The following is a 16,953-nucleotide window of genomic DNA, read 5'->3' as shown; positions in this document are numbered from 1 at the left end:
TTGAATCATAGCCTTTTTTATAAAGTGGCACAGCCTTTGCAATCCTTCTTTTGCGCCGCTCAACAGGGAGCAGGGAAGCAACGCAGCGCGGACCGTCACCGTTAACTATGAGGTATTCCCATGAAAGTTGGTGTTTTTATCCCTATCGGCAACAACGGCTGGTTGATCTCTACCACGGCTCCGCAGTACAAGCCGACTTTTGAACTGAACAAGGCTATCGTTCTCAAGGCGGAGCATTATCAGTTTGATTTCGCGCTGTCGATGATCAAACTGCGCGGCTTTGGCGGCAAAACCGAGTTCTGGGACCATAACATGGAGTCCTTCACCCTGATGGCCGGCCTGGCCGCCGTGACTTCCCGCATCGAAATTTATGCTACGGCCGCCACCCTGACGCTGCCGCCCGCCATAGTAGCAAGAATGGCTGCGACCGTGGATTCGATTTCCGGCGGCCGCTTCGGCGTCAACCTGGTGACCGGCTGGCAGAAGCCTGAATATGAGCAGATGGGCATCTGGCCTGGCGACGACTACTTCGCGCGCCGCTACGACTACCTGACCGAATACGTCACCGTGCTGCGCGATTTATGGGGCACCGGCAAATCCGACCTGAAAGGCGAATTCTTTACCATGAACGACTGCCGTGTCAGCCCGCAGCCGCAAAGCCCGATGAAGGTGATTTGCGCAGGCCAGAGCGACGCCGGCATGGCTTTCTCCGCGCAGCATGCCGATTACAACTTCTGCTTCGGTAAAGGCGTCAACACGCCGACTGCCTTTGCCCCAACCGCCGCCCGTATGAAAAGCGCAGCGGACCTTGCCGGTCGCGACGTCGGCTCCTACGTGCTGTTTATGGTCATAGCCGATGAAACCGACGAGGCTGCCCGCGAGAAATGGGAGCGCTACAAAGACGGCGCAGATGAAGAGGCGCTGGCCTGGCTTACCACGCAAAGCCAGCAGGACAAGCGCTCCGGCAGCGATACCAACGTGCGGCAGATGGCCGATCCTACCTCGGCGGTCAATATCAATATGGGCACGCTGGTTGGTTCTTACGCCAACGTGGCCCGCATGTTGGATGAAGTGGCTACCGTACCCGGCACCCAGGGCGTGCTGCTGACCTTCGATGATTTCCTGCAGGGAATTGAGAATTTCGGCGAGCGTATTCAGCCGCTGATGTCCTGCCGCAGCCATATTGCCCTGTCCGCTAAAGAGGTAGCCTGATGAGCCTGCAAGAAACCGTGATCTGCACCACCGCCGCCACTAAAAACAGCGTTACCCTGCCCGCGCGCCCGGAAGCCATCGCTTTCCCGCCGGAGCAAACCGCGCTGATCGTGGTGGATATGCAAAATGCCTATGCCACCACCGGCGGCTATCTGGATCTGGCCGGGTTTGACGTTTCCGCCACCGCGCCGGTTATTGAAAAAATCGCCGTCGCCGTGAAGGCGGCGCGGGATGCCGGGATCCAGATTATCTGGTTTCAGAACGGCTGGGACGACCAGTACGTCGAGGCGGGCGGCCCCGGCTCGCCAAACTGGCATAAATCCAACGCGCTGAAAACGATGCGCAACCGGCCCGAGCTGGCGGGCACGCTGCTGGCGAAAGGCGGCTGGGACTATGAGCTGGTTGACCAGCTTCAGCCGCAGCCCGGCGATATCGTGCTGCCGAAACCGCGCTACAGCGGCTTCTTTAATACGCCGCTGGACAGCATGTTGCGCAGCCGCGGCATTCGCCATCTGATCTTTACCGGCATTGCCACCAACGTCTGCGTGGAATCGACGCTGCGCGACGGGTTTTTCCTGGAATATTTCGGCGTGGTGCTGGAAGACGCCACCTATCAGGCCGGCCCGCTTTTCGCCCAGCAGGCCGCCATTTTTAACATCGAAACCTTTTTTGGCTGGGTAAGCAACGTAGAAACTTTCTGCACCGCGCTGCAAACCGCCAGCGTTGCGCAAACACAAACGGCCTGAGGCAGGAGAAAACGATGCCAAAAACGATTATTACTCCGCCGGGCACCGGCGTGCCCATTGCGCCTTTTGTGCCCGGCACGCTGGCCGATGGCGTGGTCTATGTCTCCGGCACCTTGCCTTTCGATCGGGACAACAACGTGGTGCACGTCGGCGATGCGGCGGCACAAACGCGGCACGTGCTGGAGACGATCAAAAGCGTTATCGAAACCGCAGGCGGCACCATGGCTGACGTCACGTTTAACTCCATCTTCCTGACCGACTGGAGCAACTATGGCGAGATCAACCGGGTTTACGCCGACTATTTCCCCGGCGAAAAACCCGCACGCTTCTGTATTCAGTGCGGGCTGGTAAAGCCGGACGCGCTGGTGGAAATCGCGTCAATCGCGCATATCGGCAGCTAACGGAGGCGCCATGCATCTTGACATTTCCGGCCTGGCGCAGCCTTCTGCGCCCACGCTGGTGCTCTCTGCCGGTTTGGGCGGGCTGGGCAGCTTCTGGCAGCCGCAGCTCGCCGAACTGCGCAAGGCGTACCGCGTGGTAACTTACGATCAGCGCGGCACCGGACGCAGCCCGGATACGCTGCCCGCTGGCTACAGCATGCGCGATATGGCCGAAGAGCTGACCTCGGCGCTGGCGGCGCGCGACATCGTCCGCTTCGACATTATAGGCCACGCGCTGGGCGGCATGGTGGCGATGCAGCTGGCGCTCGACTACCCCGAACGCGTGGCGCGGCTGGCGATCGTTAACGGCTGGCTGCGGCTTGACGCCCATACCCGCCGCTGCTTTCAGGTTCGTCAGGATCTGCTGCTGAACGTCGGCGTGGAAGCTTACGTTCGCGCGCAGCCGCTGTTTCTCTATCCTGCCGACTGGCTGGCGGAAAACGAAGCGCGTATCGAAGCGGAAGACGCGCTGCATAACGCGCATTTTCAGGGTACTGAAAATTTGCTTCGCCGCCTGCACGCGCTGATGAGCTGCGACTTTACGCAACAGGCCGGGCAGATTACCCAGCCAGCGCTGCTGATCTGTTCGCAGGACGATCTGCTGGTGCCGTCGATCTGCTCGCAAAAACTGTACGAGGCGCTGCCAAACGCCACGCTGGAGGCGATGCCTCGCGGCGGTCATGCCATGAGCGTGACGGAAAGCGCCGCCTTTAACGCCCTTTTACTGACCTGGCTGGACGAAACCGCGCCCGCCCACTTTTCCCCGGAGCCGCTATGGCAGAAGCCCTGAATTCCACCGCGCTGGCGACGCTGTTCACCGCCGCGCGCACCTACAATGGCTGGCAGGATCGTCCCGTCAGCGACCAGCAGCTTGCTGAACTTTATGATTTGATCAAGATGGGGCCGACCTCGGCCAACTGTAGCCCGGCCCGCTTCTGTTTTGTGCGTAGTGCGGAAGGCAAAGCGAAGCTGAAGCCTGCCCTTTCCAGCGGCAATCTGGAAAAAACCCTGACCGCGCCGGTGACGGCTATCGTCGCCTGGGATCCGGCTTTTTACGAGCAGCTGCCCACGCTATTTCCTCATGCCGACGCCAAAGCCTGGTTTACCAGCAGCCCGGCGCTGGCGGAGGAGACGGCCTTTCGCAACAGTTCGCTTCAGGCGGCTTATCTGATTAGCGCCTGCCGCGCGCTCGGTCTGGATACCGGCCCGATGTCCGGCTTTGACCGGGCGATGGTCGATACCACCTTCTTCGCCGACAGCGGCTGGAAAAGTAATTTATTAGTCAATATCGGCTATGGCGACGCGAGCAAAGTCTATGCGCGGCTGCCAAGACTGGCTTTTGCCGATGCCTGCACGCTTGTATAAGGGGAAAATTATGTCTGTGGATACGTTAATGCCTGAAGTCGTGTCGGGCGTGGAAAAACAGTCGTTTCGCAACGCAATGGCGCGCCTGGGCGCGGCGGTCAACATCATTACTACCGACGGCCCTGCGGGACGCGCCGGTTTTACCGCTTCCGCCGTTTGCAGCGTGACCGATTCGCCGCCAACGCTGCTGGTGTGCCTGAATCGCTCCGCCTCCGTTTATGAGGTTTTCAACGCTAACCGCCAGCTTTGCGTTAATACGCTGGCCGCCGGACATGAGGAACTCTCCGGCCTGTTTGGCGGCAAAACGCCGATGGAGGCGCGCTTCCAGGCCGCAGAGTGGTCAACCCTGACCACAGGTTCGCCGGTGCTTGCGGGCGCGGTAGCCTCGTTTGACTGTCACGTTACGCAAATCGCCAGCGTCGGTACGCACGACGTGTTGATCTGTGAAATCCACGCGCTGGTCTGCAACGACCAGACTCACGGCCTGATCTGGTTCGATCGCGGCTACCACCACCTGGCGCGGCGGGATGCCTGATCCCCGCTCCGGCGGCTACTGATTCACTTCTCTGGAGAAGACGATGGCTGATTCCTGGTTCCCCCAATGGCGGCAGTCGGTGTCCGCCACGGGCCTTGTGGCCCCTGATGAAACGCTGCCGCCGGGCCAGACAATTATTATGGGACTACAGCACGCGGTCGCGATGTTTGGCGCCACGGTGCTGATGCCGCTGCTGATGGGGCTCGATCCCAACCTTTCGGTGATGATGTCCGGCATCGGCACCCTGCTGTTCTTTCTGATTACCGGCGGGCGTGTGCCCAGCTATCTTGGCTCCAGCGCCGCTTTTGTCGGCGTGGTGATCGCGGTCACCGGCTTTAACGGCCAGGGCGTCAATCAGCATCTTGGCGTCGCGCTGGGCGGCATTATCGTTTGTGGCCTGCTGTATACGCTTATCGGTGTGGTAGTGATGAAGGTCGGTACGCGCTGGATTGAGAAACTCATGCCGCCGGTGGTGACGGGCGCTGTGGTGATGGCGATCGGCCTGAACCTGGCGCCGATTGCGGTTCGCAGCGTCTCCTCTTCCATGTTCGACAGCTGGATAGCCGTGATGACCGTGATCTGCATTGGTCTGACGGCCGTCTTTACGCGCGGCATGGTGCAGCGGCTGCTGCTGCTGGTTGGGCTGATAGCGGCCTGGGCGATTTATGCGCTGCTGACCAACGGTTTCGGCCTGGGTAAACCGGTGGACTTCGGCCTTATCGCCAGCGCGCCCTGGTTTGGTCTGCCGACCACGACCGCGCCGATTTTTAACAGCCAGGCAATGTTTACCATCGCGCCGGTGGCGATCATTCTGGTAGCGGAAAACCTGGGGCATCTTAAAGCGGTTGCGGGCATGACAGGTAAAAACCTCGATCCGTGGATGGGCAGAGCCTTTGTCGGCGACGGGCTGGCGACCATGTTGTCAGGCGGCCTGGGCGGCAGCGGCGTGACCACCTATGCAGAAAATATCGGCGTGATGGCGGTGACGAAAGTCTATTCGACGCTGGTGTTTGTGGCGGCGGCGGTTATCGCCATTCTGCTGGGCTTTTCGCCCAAGTTCGGCGCGCTGATCCATACCATTCCCGCACCCGTGATCGGCGGCGCGTCTATCGTAGTATTCGGCCTGATTGCCGTGGCCGGCGCGCGTATCTGGGTGCAGAATAACGTCGATTTGGGCCAGAACGGCAATCTGATTATGGTTGCCGTTACGCTGGTGCTGGGCGCAGGCGATTTTGCGCTGAAAATTGGCAGCTTTACCATGGGCGGGATCGGCACGGCGACCTTCGGCGCCATCATCCTTAACGCTATTCTCAGCCGACGCCGCGCCGCCGCGCTGAACGATGTGGCAAGGCAGCAAAGCTAGCTTTGTCTCTCAGCGGGCGAAGGCCGCTTCGCCCGCTTTTTCAGCTTGAGCTCGCTAATCAGCACGCCAGCGACAATCAGCGCGCCGCCGAGTAGCGCAACGCCAGGCAACCGCTCGCCCGCCACCCTTCCAACAATGCCCGCCCAAACCGGTTCACCCGCGTAGATAACCGTCGCGCGAGTAGGCGACACGCTGCGCTGCGCCCAGTTCATGGTGACCTGAATCAATGCGCTGGCCGCGCCCAGCCCCAGCGCGCTATACCATAAATAAGGGGAAGAAGCCGGTACGGCTTCGCCGTTGGGCACCATCAGCATAAACGAGCAAAGCGAGGCCGCTGCCAGCTGCACAACGGTGACTCTTTTGACGTCCACTTTGCCCGCGCTGGCGCTGATTAAAATAATTTCGCCTGCGATAGCCAGCGTGCTGAGCAGCGTCGCCGTTTCCCCGGCGCTGAACGAAAGCGAGCCGCTTTTCGGCCCGGCAAGCAGCATCAGGCCGCTAAACGCCAGCACGATACCGACCCAGGCCATCACGCCCGGCATGCGCCGCAGAAAAAGCCACTGCAGCAGCGGCACCAGCGGCACATACAGGGCGGTGATAAAGGCTGACTGGCTGCTCTCGATGGTTTGCATTCCCCAGGTTTGCAGGCCGTAGCCGCCGCTGATAGCGACGCCGATAGCCGCTCCGGCCCTGCATTCCGCCAGCGTCAGGCCGCGCAGCGACTTCCGCGCAACCAGGGCCAACAGCAGCGCCGCCGTGGCAAAACGCAGGCCAACGAAAAAGAAAGGGCCGCTGACGGTCATGGCATGGTGCACGGCCAAAAAGGTGCCGCCCCAGACCATGGTAATCAGCATCAGCACCAGCTCCTGCGAGCTGAGGGAAAATTTGTAGCGGGAAAGGAAAGACATAGCGCGCTCGTATAAATTTTTGGCGCAGTGTGGCAAGGGTTGTTGTGGGAATCAATCAGAAAAAGTTAAACGACGATCACGCCGCCGGGTGGCCCCGGCGGCGTAAGGATGGACTAACCGGATGTCTTGTCACGACTGCCCCGGCTATTGCGTCCTCCTTTTTCCCCGGCCTGTGAAGCGCGCTGCGGGTCATTTTTAAAATTACCGCCGCTGGCCTTGCCGCCTTTACGGCCTGCTTCTGATGCTCTTTTACGGTCTTCAGCGAAATTTCCAGATCCACCACGATGTTCTGCCATTTCTTACCTCCGAATAGTTAAGCCATCATACTGCATTCATACGGTGAGCCTGTGGCTTCACCCTGGCGACGGTGGCCGCTCTTTCTGTGCACCGTCCCGTTATTAAGCATAGATTATCGACGCGAAGCGCGAATTATTTTATCAAAAAGCAGGTTTGCCAGGCGCTTTTACGGCTAAAAATTGCTGAAAATCATATTATTAAATCTAATATTTATTTTAAACATTTTCTGGAATGTATCCGTTTTTATCCCTCGCTTTTTGCGTTTCTGCAAGCTGGAGCAGCCTCATCTATACTTTTCTATCGAACGCTGTTTAAAACCACCTACTCAGGGAGTGAACGATGGCTAAAATTTTAGTGCTTTACTATTCGATGTACGGACATGTGGAAACCATGGCGAAGGCGGTAGCAGAAGGCGCACGACGCGTCAGCGGCGCGGAAGTGACCCTGAAACGCGTGCCTGAAACCATGAACGCTGAGCGTTTTGCTCAGGTCGGCGGCAAAACCGATCAGGATGCGGCCGAAGCCACGCCGGATGAACTGCCGCAGTACGACGCTATTCTGTTCGGCACGCCGACGCGCTTTGGCAATATGTCCGGACAAATGCGCACCTTCCTTGACCGCACCGGCGGCCTCTGGGCATCCGGCGCCCTGTTCGGCAAAATCGCCAGCGTTTTCGCTTCTACCGGCACCGGCGGCGGCCAGGAACAGACGATTACCTCAACCTGGACTACACTTGCTCATCACGGCATGGTTATCGTACCTATTGGGTACGGTGCGAAAGAGCTGTTTGATATTTCACAGGTTCGTGGCGGCACGCCCTACGGCGCCACGACGTTCGCTGGCGGTGACGGCTCGCGTCAGCCCAGCGAAGATGAACTGAATATTGCCCGCTATCAGGGTGAATATGTCGCCGGACTGGCGGTAAAACTGAACGGATAACCTCAACTCACAGGAGAACAGTATGGCTACGCAACAATCTAAAGAACATCGAGTGGGAGAATGGGCAAGTATTCGTTCCACCTCGCCTGAAATTGCCGAAGCCATTTTTGAAGTGGCGAACTACGATGAGAAGCTCGCCGAGGGGATTTGGGAGCAACAGGGTAATGATGAAGTTCTGATCCGCGCGTTTGAAAAAACCGATCAGGACGTGCTGACCTGGGATAACGTCCCGGTCGAGCGTAAAAACGTCTAACCTCCACTGCGACGAAACAGCAGTGCATTCTGCTGTTTCGTCGCGTTGCACAGCACAAACTGACACCCTTCCGCCTTGTTAAATCAATAAATCCTCTACTACGCTTATTCTCACCATTTAGCCTGACGGCCTTGAGAAGGAGCCACCATGTCCTATAAAACCATCAATCCTGCCAATAACGAACTGATTAAATCCTGGCCGGAGCATGACGATCGGCAGGTGGAAGCCGCGCTGAAAACCGCCGACGACCTTTATCATTCTTCCTGGTCCAAAGGTCCAATCCAGCCGCGCCTTCAGGTGCTGGCGAAGCTGGCCGATCTGATCGACAGCCGCGTGGACGAACTGGCAAAAACCGCCAGTATTGAAATGGGTAAACTGATTGAGCAGAGCCGTGGCGAAGTGCAGCTTTGTGCGAAGATTGCTCGCTACTATGCGGAAAACGCTGAGCGTTTCCTTGCCCCAACCTCTTATCCCACCGATCTGGGCGAAGCCTGGGTGGAAAATCACCCAATCGGCGTGCTGGTAGCCGTAGAGCCGTGGAACTTCCCTTACTATCAGCTGATGCGCGTGCTGGCGCCGAATCTTGCTGCCGGTAACCCGGTGCTGGCGAAACATGCCGCCAACGTGCCGCATTGCGCCACGCTGTTTGAAGAGCTGGTAACGGAAGCCGGCGCGCCAAAAGGCGCCTGGACTAACCTTTTCGTCAGCAACGATCAGATCGCCTCGCTGATTGCTGACGATCGCGTTCAGGGTGCGGCCCTGACCGGTTCCGAGCGCGCAGGCAGCGCCGTAGCGCAGCAGGCCGGTAAATACCTGAAAAAAACCACCCTGGAGCTGGGCGGCAACGACGTCTTCGTAGTGCTGGACGACTGCGATTTGGATAAAGCCGTGAAGGCTGGCGTTGGCGCGCGTCTGAGCAACTGCGGCCAGGTTTGCACCGCCGCTAAACGCTTTATCGTGCAGGAAAAAGTGGCCGATGCCTTTATCGAAAAATTCACTCAGGCCTTCCGCGAAGTGAAGATCGGCGATCCGCTGGATAAAAGCACCACGCTTGGCCCACTCTCTTCCGCCAGCGCGCGCGATACGCTGGTTAAGCAGGTAGAGAACGCGGTAGCCAAAGGCGCGAAGCTGCATCTGGGCGGCAAGGCGGTAGAAGGCGAAGGCTGTTTCTATGAGCCGACAATCCTTTCCGGCATTACCCGCGACAACCCGGCTTACTTTGAAGAGTTTTTCGGCCCGGTTGCGCAAATCTATGTGGTAAAAGATGACGAGGAAGTGGTGAAACTGGCCAACGATTCGCATTACGGCCTTGGCGGCTCGGTCTTTACCAGCAATATCGAGCGCGGCAAAACCCTGGCCTCGCGCATTGAAACCGGTATGGTTTATATCAACTCCGCCAGCGATACCGCACCAGAACTGCCGTTTGGCGGCGTGAAACGCTCAGGCTACGGCCGCGAGCTTTCCGATCTGGGGATCAAAGAGTTTGTAAACCAGAAACTGGTTGTGGTCAGCAAAGGCTGATCGCCAGACGTAAAAAAGGCCGACAGCGTCGGCCTGAAATCAGGTTCTGACAGAGCATGATAAGACCGGCAATCAGCCGGTCTTTTTTTCGCCCGCCGTCAGGAAGATTTGTTTTCCGTCTGCGCTGCCGGAGCCGCTTTGTCGTCCGCAGGCTTGCTGGCGGTATCGGCCGCGTTGTTATCCACCGGCGCGGCATTAGCTGACGCCTTTTCGGCATCAGCTTTATCAGCAGCGGCTTTATTGGCCGCAGCTTTCTCCTCAGCGGCCTGTTTTGCCGCGGCGTTGTCCGCTGCGGCTTTGTCAGACGCCTGCTTTGCTGCCGCTTTATCAGCAGCCGCTTTATCGGCGGCGGCCTTATCCGCTGCGGCTTTCTCCGCCGAGGCTTTCGCTTTCGCGGCTTTGTCCGCTGCAGCTTTATCAGCAGCGGCCTTATCGGCGGCCGCTTTGTCGCTGGCGGCTTTCTCCTGCGCGGCTTTTTCATTCGCTACTTTTTCGGCCGCGGCTTTATCCGCCTCGGCTTTGTCCGCTGCCGCTTTATCCGCAGAGACTTTGGCCTGCGCCGCTTTTTCGGCCGCCGCTTTATCCGCTGCTGCTTTATCGGCTGCGGCCTTATCGCTGGCGGCGGTTGCCTGGGCTGCCGCCATCGGCGTACCGGCAATGGCTTTATTCAATACCTGAGTAAACTGATCCCACGGGCAAAAGCCGTTGGCATCGGTCTTACAGCCGTTCATCTCAAGCGTCACGCGTTTTGGCGGCGTATCCAGAGAAAGCGGCGTCGCGTCGCGCAGCTGATCGCTGCTCTGGTAAACGTATTCCACCTTCACCAGCTCCTGATTGTTTTTCTTGTCGTGCCAGCGCTGGAACTGGATCATACCGCCGATTGGCGTACGTTCAAACTGGCCGGGCAGCGTGTAGGCTTTAAAATCCAGCGCGCTCAGCAGCGAGGCGATATTGGAATCGTGCCCCACCATTAGGGTCACCTTTGGCGCGCTGGCTTTATCTTCATCCACCAACAGGCTGCGGATATAGTCGACCAGCGGCGCCGCTACGTCGCGCGCCACTTGCGGCGAGGTAAACAGCGTATCCTGATAGCCATTTTTGATCGCCGACAGCTCTTTCCACTGCTCAGGGGTTTTAATCTGTCCCCAGGCGACCTGGTCGGTCGGCAGACCTTCATAATATTGCAGGGTAAAGGCGTCAACCAGCGAGTTGCCCACCTTCAACGGGCCGCTTACCGTTGGCTCTTTACCGTTTTCCGCAAAGAATTTGTTCTGGTTAGTGCTGCTCAGGTCGCACTGTTTTTTGCCATCGCAGGCCGGCGAGTTTTTATAATCAATGATTTTTTCCAGCCGCTGGAACGCTGGCTTCAGCGTCAGCTTTTCGGCGGTGCTGTTCATCGCGGTCAGCGCCTGCTGGTTAAAGGCTTCACTGCCGTCGGTAATAATCGGATTAAAGACGGGATCCATGGTTCCCATTTCATCCTGATGGGAAACCGCGACGTCGCAGCCGGGGAAAGCGCCGGTAATAAAGTACTGTGCCGTAGCAACGGTACGCTGCAGGCTATTGGCATAAGCGTAAATTTCATCGCTGCCCGGACACTGGTCCTGTTTGATCAACCCTTGCTGCGCCAGCCACTCGCGGGTATAGCGTCCCATATAAACTTCCAGCACGCCGCCTTTCGTCGTGAGCTGGCCGCCCGGTACGTCCCACTGCGGCCACTTCTTCTTCGTCGACTGCGCCAGCACGCTGCCGTTGTCGGCCAGCGGCGCCCGAAGATTATGGCGGCTCATCATTAACACCTGTTCAAGCTGATAGTTATCGTCGGCGGCGAAAGCGGAGAGGCTGGTCAGAGCCGAGCAGACCGCCAGCGCGCAAAGACTATACTTTTTAATCATGTGTTTTTTCCATTGATCCAAGGGTAAATCACCCGGCCAGCAAAGCGATACGTCCGGCAAAAGGCGGGCGTCGGAAAAGCTCGCCGCCGCACGGCAAAATGGGGCCGGGACCGGGCATTATTTGTGTTGAGAATATAGCAGACTATCGCCTTTGCCGTTACGGCGCATCAGGAGATTGAAAAGAAACGGGATGTTTTTCGTAAGCAGGATAATCGTCCGGCAGAACAGGGCCAGTGAGCAGGTAGAAAATAAAAAGCAGAACGCAGAAAGCAGAAAGCAGAAAGCAGAAAGCAAAACGGGCCGGCAATTGCCGACCCGTTAAATTTGATGGCGGAGGAGGAGAGATTCGAACTCTCGAACGGTTTCCCGTCGCCGGTTTTCAAGACCGGTGCCTTCAGCCACTCGGCCACCCCTCCGCACTTTTACCATCTGCACCTGAAGTGCATCTGATGGCGCGCAGTATAGGGGAAAGCCCAAAGGCTGCCAAGCATTTTTTAGCTATTTTGTTGAATTTATGCGCTTTTATACATCTTTTTTTTGGTTGCTCAGGAAATGCGCCGCAGTGGTTCAAAAAGCCGCCAACAACGGGCCTGGAATAGCTAACAGCGATGCCGTAATAAGATAAGGTAGTTGAGAGTGGTTGAGTAGTTGAGTGGTTGAGTAGTTGAGTGGTTGAGTAGTTGGGCTGTTGGGCTGTTGGGCTGTTGGGCTGTTGGGCTGTTGGGCTGTTGGGCTGTTGGGCTGTTGGGCTGTTGGGCTGTTGGGCTGTTGGGCTGTTGGGGAAGCAGGGATCCTAAATCAGGCAGCTATGCCATATCACGCGCAAAGCAAAACGGGCCAGCTTTCGCTGACCCGTTGAATTTGATGGCGGAGGAGGAGAGATTCGAACTCTCGAACGGTTTCCCGTCGCCGGTTTTCAAGACCGGTGCCTTCAGCCACTCGGCCACCCCTCCGCAATGACCCGAACTATAAACATCCTCCGCGCCGATGTAAAGCAGGGCCTGATTCAACTGCCGCAAAAACAGCCAGTTTTGGTTTTTTTGTTGTTATTAGCGCCAGCCTGCTCACAGAAACGCCGCCTTAACGAGTAAAGAAGGGTAAAACGTCTTCCCCCCTTCAGGCGCGGTCCTTATTCTCACTGCAATCTAATGACCTTAAGAGGCATTTCTATGGATCGCATCGTTACTCATACCAGGCAAAGCTCGCTGCTTGCCACGCATAAAGTTTTGCGTAACACCTATTTTCTGCTGGGGCTGACGCTGGCTTTTTCAGCGGTCACCGCCACGCTCAGCACCGTCTTCGCCCTGCCCGCGCCGGGCTTAATCATTATGCTGGCTGGCTTTTATGGCCTGATGTTTCTGACCTACCGCCTGGCGGACAGCCCAACCGGCATTCTGGCTGCCTTCGCTTTTACCGGCTTTCTCGGCTACTGCCTGGGGCCGATGCTGAATACCCTGCTGTCGGCGGGCATGGGCGATGTTATCGGCCTGGCGCTCGGCGGCACCGCGCTGGTGTTCTTCTGCTGTTCAGCCTACGTGCTGACCACACGCAAAGATATGTCGTTCCTGGGCGGCATGATGATGGCCGGTTTTGTGGTGCTGCTGGTGGCCGTTCTGGCTAATCTGTTTTTGCAGATCCCTGCCCTGCATCTGGCGATTAGCGTGATGTTCGTACTGTTTTCTTCAGGCGCTATCCTGTGGGAAACCAGCAATATTATCCACGGCGGCGAAACCAACTATATTCGCGCCACCGTCAGCCTGTATGTTTCCATCTACAACATTTTTGTCAGCCTGCTGAGTATCCTTGGTATGTCCCGCAGCAACTGATGCGCTGAACAAAGACAACAAGCCCCGCAGCGCGGGGCTTTTTTTTGCTCATCCGCGCCGGAAAATTTTTGGTAAACTGCATCCCGGTTATCAATACAGAGGCAAAACGGTGTTTTTTGACGGTAAAGAAATTTCGCGCGACGCGCAGGGGTATCTGACTAAAATTTCGGACTGGAGCGAGGCGCTGGCTCCGTTGCTGGCAGAGGAAGAAGGCATCGAGCTGAGCGAAGCCCACTGGGAAGTCGTGCGCTTTGTACGGGAGTTCTATCTGGAATTTAATACTTCTCCAGCCGTGCGCATGCTTGTTAAAGCCATGGCGAAAAAATATGGCGAAGAGAAAGGCAACAGCCGCTACCTGTTCCGTCTTTTCCCTAAGGGCCCGGCAAAACAGGCAACTAAAATTGCCGGCCTGCCTAAACCGGCTAAATGCCTGTAGCGGCGGTCTTTATCCGGTGGTGAAACCCGCAGGCTGCTCCTGAAGCGCACAGGGTTCCGTCAGCACTTTGTCGACCCTGGCCGAACGCGGCCCGCCCGCCTTCAGCCAGGCAATCAGCGCCTCGACCTCTTTTTCCTCCCCACAGGCCAGTACCTCCACGCTGCCATCGTCAAGATTGCGGGCATAGCCATTCAGCCCGCGCGCGCGGGCTTCGTGCTGGGTTGTATAGCGAAATCCCACGCCCTGTACGCTGCCGTGGACCCACGCTCGTTTACAGATTGCCGTCATATTTCCCCCTGAAGAGACAGTTTGCTTTTTGTGGCCAGGCACCGGACAATGACGCCTGTTTTTCTGACTGTAAGCATAGCAAATATGACCGTTCGTTTGATTCTCGCTAAAGGACGTGAAAAGTCCTTACTCCGCCGCCATCCCTGGGTTTTCTCCGGTGCCGTAGCCCGTATGGAAGGCAAAGCCCAGTCGGGCGAAACCATTGACGTTTGTGACAGCCAGGGTAAGTGGCTGGCCCGCGCCGCCTGGTCGCCCGCTTCGCAAATCCGCGCCCGCGTCTGGAGCTGGGAACAGGATGAAGCGATCGATATCGCTTTCTTTACCCGCCGTTTGCAGGCAGCTCAGCAGCTGCGCGACTGGCTGGCGGAGCGCGACGATCTCGACAGCTATCGCCTGATAGCCGGCGAGTCTGACGGCCTGCCGGGCATCACCATCGATCGCTTTGGCAATTTCCTGGTGCTGCAGCTGCTTTCCGCCGGTGCCGAATACCAGCGCGCCGCCCTGATTACCGCACTACAGCACTGCTATCCGCAATGCGCCATCTACGATCGCTCTGACGTATCGGTACGTAAAAAAGAGGGTCTTGAGCTGACGCAGGGCGTGGTGCTGGGCGAAACGCCGCCTGAACTGCTGCCGATTACCGAACACGGTATGAAACTGCTGGTCGATATTCAGACCGGCCATAAAACCGGCTACTACCTCGACCAGCGCGACAGCCGGCTGGCTACGCGCCGCTATGCAAAAGATCGCCGCGTGCTGAACTGCTTCTCCTATACCGGCGGCTTTGCCGTTTCGGCACTGATGGGCGGCTGCCAGCAGGTGATCAGCGTGGATACCTCACAGGCGGCGCTGGATGTGGCTCGCCAGAACGTAGAGCTGAACGGTCTGGATCTCAGCAAAGCGGAGTTTCTGCGCGATGACGTATTTAAATTGCTGCGTCGCTATCGCGAAAGCGGAGAAAAATTCGATCTGATCGTGATGGATCCGCCAAAGTTTGTTGAGAATAAAAACCAGCTGGCCGGCGCCTGCCGTGGCTATAAAGATATCAACATGCTGGCAATGCAGCTGCTAAATCCTGGCGGGATGTTGATGACGTTCTCCTGCTCCGGCCTGATGCCTACCGAGCTGTTCCAGAAAATTATTGCTGATGCTGCGCTCGATGCACAGCGTGATGTACAATTTATAGAACAGTTCAGGCAGGCAGCCGATCACCCGGTGATCGCCAGCTATCCGGAAGGTCTCTATCTGAAAGGATTTGCCTGCCGCGTGCTGTGACTTGAAAACGCTAACGCTGCCCCCATAAAGGATGACAGGGTTATGTTTCTCGGGAGGTCACGATGATTGCCAGCAAATTTGGACTTGGCCAGCAGGTACGACACAAGCTGCTGGGTTTTTTAGGGGTGGTGGTTGATGTGGATCCGGAATACTCGTTAGAGGATCCTAAAATTGACGATATCGCCGACGGCGCGCTGCGTAATGCCCCGTGGTATCACGTTGTGATGGAAGACGATAACGGCGAAACGGTGCACACCTATCTGGCGGAAGCGCAGCTGGGCTGGGAGATACCGGGCGAGCACCCCGAGCATCCTTCAATGGATGAACTCGCCGCTTCCATTCGCAAACAGCTGCAGGCGCCACGCCTCAGAAACTGACAAAGACCCCGCTTGCGGGGTTTTTTATTATCTGCCCAATCCCAGACGAGGAATTTCTATCATTGGGCAACGATCCATCACCACTTTCAAACCCGCATCGGCAGCCAGCACCGCAGCCTGCTCATTGATGACGCCCTGCTGCAGCCACAGCGATTTGGCACCTATCGCTATCGCCTCCTGCGCCACGCCCCAGGCCGCTTCCGAATTACGGAACACATCAACCATATCCACCGGCTCGGGGATCTCTTCCAGCTTTGCATAAACCCGCTGTCCCAGCAGCGTTTGCCCGGCCAGTTTAGGGCTGACCGGCGTCACCTTGTAACCCTGCCCAAGCAGATACGCCATCACGTAATGGCTGGCCCTGGTGGGTTTCTCGCTGGCGCCTACCAGCGCGATATGGCGAGTCGTTGTCAAAACTTCATTAATAATGTTGTCGTCCATAGCGGCTCCGTTAACTATTTCTGTTTTGCAAGACGATCGTATTTTGCGCTTATAATCATAGCCGCAAAAGATTTAGCATGAATAAATATGTAAAAATGTTAATATGCTGTCATACTGAAAGACTTTGATACATTCGCTCTTTTTTATATTTCGGGCATCTGGAGAAACAATGAAGCTGGGTCTGCTCCTGACAGGGTTGATGGCAATGTGGGTTGCGGCTGCGGCCCATGCAACCACCTTAAAACTCGCGCCTGAGATCGATCTGCTGGTGCTCGACGGTCATAAAATTTCCGGTTCACTGCTGAAAGGCGCCGATGGGCTTGAACTGGAGCAAGGACAGCACCAGCTGCTGTTCCGCGTAGAAAAAAGGCTGGAAAACAGCCATACCTCGTCCTGGCGTTCGCCGCCGCTGATCGTGACTTTTACTACCAACGTTAAATCAATTGCTATCGCGTTGCCCGCTATCCGCACGTCTGCCCAGGCACGTGCGTTTGCCCATCACCCCGATTTTCAGCTGCATGACGAGCACGGCAAGGTTGTGCAGAGCGAGCAGGACACACTGACCGGCACCGCTGGCGAAAATTATGAACGGGAAATGGCGGCTTATAATATGCAGGGCCATTCGGCTTCGGTGCCTCGCTTTGCGCAGCCGCATACTACCGGCAGCCCGACCGACGATACGCTGACTTTCGCCAGCAGCCATTATCCGGCTGGCCGGGTACTGCAGTTATGGTATCAACAGGTTGACGCCGCTACCCGCCAACGTTTTGTTTTGCTGATGAAAGCCTTCCGCACAGGTTAAGCCTGCCCTGCTGGCATCCCGGGATCGGAAGCCG

20 protein-coding genes and 2 tRNA genes are annotated in these 16,953 nt (G+C 57.2%); 15 read left to right on the top strand and 7 right to left on the bottom strand.

The window, feature by feature from the left end:
- Positions 1 to 120: 120 nt before the first annotated feature.
- Genes rutA through rutG form a run of 7 tightly spaced genes read left to right on the top strand, consistent with a single transcriptional unit; the run spans position 121 to position 5,661 of the window.
- Positions 121 to 1,212, top strand: a complete 1,092-nt coding sequence (gene rutA, locus ACA373_RS01280) for a pyrimidine utilization protein A (RefSeq protein ID WP_253454652.1) — start codon at positions 121 to 123, stop codon at positions 1,210 to 1,212.
- Positions 1,212 to 1,958 (top strand): pyrimidine utilization protein B, encoded by a 747-nt coding sequence (rutB, locus tag ACA373_RS01275; RefSeq protein WP_301251183.1) that lies wholly within the window; start codon positions 1,212 to 1,214, stop codon positions 1,956 to 1,958. Before rutA ends, rutB begins: the two co-directional genes overlap by 1 nt.
- Before the next feature lie 14 nt (positions 1,959 to 1,972).
- Positions 1,973 to 2,359 (top strand): pyrimidine utilization protein C, encoded by a 387-nt coding sequence (gene rutC, locus ACA373_RS01270; protein ID WP_253454654.1) that lies wholly within the window; start codon positions 1,973 to 1,975, stop codon positions 2,357 to 2,359.
- Between the two features lie 10 nt (positions 2,360 to 2,369).
- Positions 2,370 to 3,188, top strand: a complete 819-nt coding sequence (rutD, locus tag ACA373_RS01265; protein WP_370733888.1) for a pyrimidine utilization protein D — start codon at positions 2,370 to 2,372, stop codon at positions 3,186 to 3,188.
- Positions 3,173 to 3,763 (top strand): malonic semialdehyde reductase, encoded by a 591-nt coding sequence (locus tag ACA373_RS01260; protein ID WP_369894874.1) that lies wholly within the window; start codon positions 3,173 to 3,175, stop codon positions 3,761 to 3,763. Before rutD ends, ACA373_RS01260 begins: the two co-directional genes overlap by 16 nt.
- A gap of 10 nt (positions 3,764 to 3,773) precedes the next feature.
- Complete coding sequence (gene rutF, locus ACA373_RS01255) at positions 3,774 to 4,298, top strand: NADH-dependent FMN reductase RutF (protein WP_369894875.1); 525 nt, start codon at positions 3,774 to 3,776, stop codon at positions 4,296 to 4,298.
- Between the two features lie 43 nt (positions 4,299 to 4,341).
- A complete protein-coding gene (gene rutG / locus ACA373_RS01250) occupies positions 4,342 to 5,661 on the top strand; it encodes a pyrimidine utilization transport protein G (RefSeq protein ID WP_369894877.1) in 1,320 nt (439 codons plus the stop codon).
- On the opposite strand, the gene ACA373_RS01245 is transcribed toward rutG, so the two are convergent.
- Positions 5,658 to 6,569, bottom strand: coding sequence for a DMT family transporter (locus tag ACA373_RS01245; RefSeq protein ID WP_370733887.1), 912 nt, complete (start codon positions 6,567 to 6,569; stop codon positions 5,658 to 5,660). The two genes, rutG and ACA373_RS01245, sit on opposite strands and share 4 nt — an antisense overlap.
- A 113-nt stretch (positions 6,570 to 6,682) precedes the next feature.
- On the bottom strand, positions 6,683 to 6,865 hold the full coding sequence (locus ACA373_RS01240; protein WP_125288670.1) for a general stress protein: 183 nt from the start codon (positions 6,863 to 6,865) through the stop codon (positions 6,683 to 6,685).
- Positions 6,866 to 7,205: 340 nt separating this feature from the next.
- On the opposite strand from ACA373_RS01240, the gene wrbA reads away from it, so the two are divergent.
- The 3 genes from wrbA to ACA373_RS01225 all read left to right on the top strand — a co-directional run bounded on the left by wrbA (position 7,206) and on the right by ACA373_RS01225 (position 9,579).
- The gene (wrbA, locus tag ACA373_RS01235; protein WP_253454660.1) at positions 7,206 to 7,805 is read left to right on the top strand and encodes an NAD(P)H:quinone oxidoreductase; all 600 of its coding nucleotides are present in this window, start codon (positions 7,206 to 7,208) and stop codon (positions 7,803 to 7,805) included.
- Between the two features lie 22 nt (positions 7,806 to 7,827).
- On the top strand, positions 7,828 to 8,058 hold the full coding sequence (locus ACA373_RS01230) for a YccJ family protein (protein WP_253454661.1): 231 nt from the start codon (positions 7,828 to 7,830) through the stop codon (positions 8,056 to 8,058).
- A 147-nt stretch (positions 8,059 to 8,205) separates the two neighbouring features.
- On the top strand, positions 8,206 to 9,579 hold the full coding sequence (locus ACA373_RS01225) for an NAD-dependent succinate-semialdehyde dehydrogenase (RefSeq protein WP_125288673.1): 1,374 nt from the start codon (positions 8,206 to 8,208) through the stop codon (positions 9,577 to 9,579).
- A 98-nt stretch (positions 9,580 to 9,677) separates the two neighbouring features.
- On the opposite strand, the gene agp is transcribed toward ACA373_RS01225, so the two are convergent.
- The 3 genes from agp to ACA373_RS01210 all read right to left on the bottom strand — a co-directional run bounded on the left by agp (position 9,678) and on the right by ACA373_RS01210 (position 12,427).
- Entirely contained in the window at positions 9,678 to 11,474 is a 1,797-nt protein-coding gene (gene agp / locus ACA373_RS01220) for a bifunctional glucose-1-phosphatase/inositol phosphatase (RefSeq protein WP_370733886.1), read from the bottom strand.
- 328 nt (positions 11,475 to 11,802) lie between these two features.
- Positions 11,803 to 11,890, bottom strand: a tRNA-Ser gene (locus ACA373_RS01215).
- Positions 11,891 to 12,339: 449 nt separating this feature from the next.
- A tRNA-Ser gene (locus tag ACA373_RS01210) sits at positions 12,340 to 12,427 on the bottom strand.
- 216 nt (positions 12,428 to 12,643) lie between these two features.
- Between ACA373_RS01210 and yccA the strand changes: the two genes are divergently transcribed.
- A complete protein-coding gene (yccA, locus tag ACA373_RS01205) occupies positions 12,644 to 13,300 on the top strand; it encodes an FtsH protease modulator YccA (protein ID WP_253454663.1) in 657 nt (218 codons plus the stop codon).
- Positions 13,301 to 13,409: 109 nt separating this feature from the next.
- Positions 13,410 to 13,736, top strand: coding sequence for a sulfurtransferase TusE (gene tusE, locus ACA373_RS01200; protein WP_369894881.1), 327 nt, complete (start codon positions 13,410 to 13,412; stop codon positions 13,734 to 13,736).
- Between the two features lie 9 nt (positions 13,737 to 13,745).
- Here the strand turns inward: tusE and yccX are convergent, their stop codons facing one another.
- Positions 13,746 to 14,024, bottom strand: coding sequence for an acylphosphatase (yccX, locus tag ACA373_RS01195; RefSeq protein WP_125288677.1), 279 nt, complete (start codon positions 14,022 to 14,024; stop codon positions 13,746 to 13,748).
- 84 nt (positions 14,025 to 14,108) lie between these two features.
- Between yccX and rlmI the strand changes: the two genes are divergently transcribed.
- Positions 14,109 to 15,299 carry a 23S rRNA (cytosine(1962)-C(5))-methyltransferase RlmI gene (rlmI, locus tag ACA373_RS01190; protein ID WP_253454665.1) on the top strand — a complete coding sequence of 397 codons (1,191 nt, stop codon included), beginning with the start codon at positions 14,109 to 14,111 and terminating at the stop codon, positions 15,297 to 15,299.
- Positions 15,300 to 15,361: 62 nt separating this feature from the next.
- Positions 15,362 to 15,676, top strand: coding sequence for a heat shock protein HspQ (hspQ, locus tag ACA373_RS01185; RefSeq protein ID WP_253454666.1), 315 nt, complete (start codon positions 15,362 to 15,364; stop codon positions 15,674 to 15,676).
- A 27-nt stretch (positions 15,677 to 15,703) separates the two neighbouring features.
- Here hspQ and ACA373_RS01180 read toward each other — a convergent pair whose 3' ends face one another.
- Positions 15,704 to 16,117, bottom strand: coding sequence for a CoA-binding protein (locus ACA373_RS01180; protein WP_253454667.1), 414 nt, complete (start codon positions 16,115 to 16,117; stop codon positions 15,704 to 15,706).
- Between the two features lie 169 nt (positions 16,118 to 16,286).
- On the opposite strand from ACA373_RS01180, the gene ACA373_RS01175 reads away from it, so the two are divergent.
- Entirely contained in the window at positions 16,287 to 16,919 is a 633-nt protein-coding gene (locus ACA373_RS01175) for a DUF2057 family protein (protein WP_253454668.1), read from the top strand.
- The last annotated feature ends 34 nt before the right edge of the window (positions 16,920 to 16,953 follow it).

The sequence above is a fragment of the Erwinia sp. STN24 genome, from assembly GCF_041320675.1.
Lineage (GTDB): Bacteria > Pseudomonadota > Gammaproteobacteria > Enterobacterales > Enterobacteriaceae > Erwinia > Erwinia aeris.
Note: the sequence above shows the minus strand (reverse complement) of the source record. Positions and strands in the feature narration are given on the sequence as shown.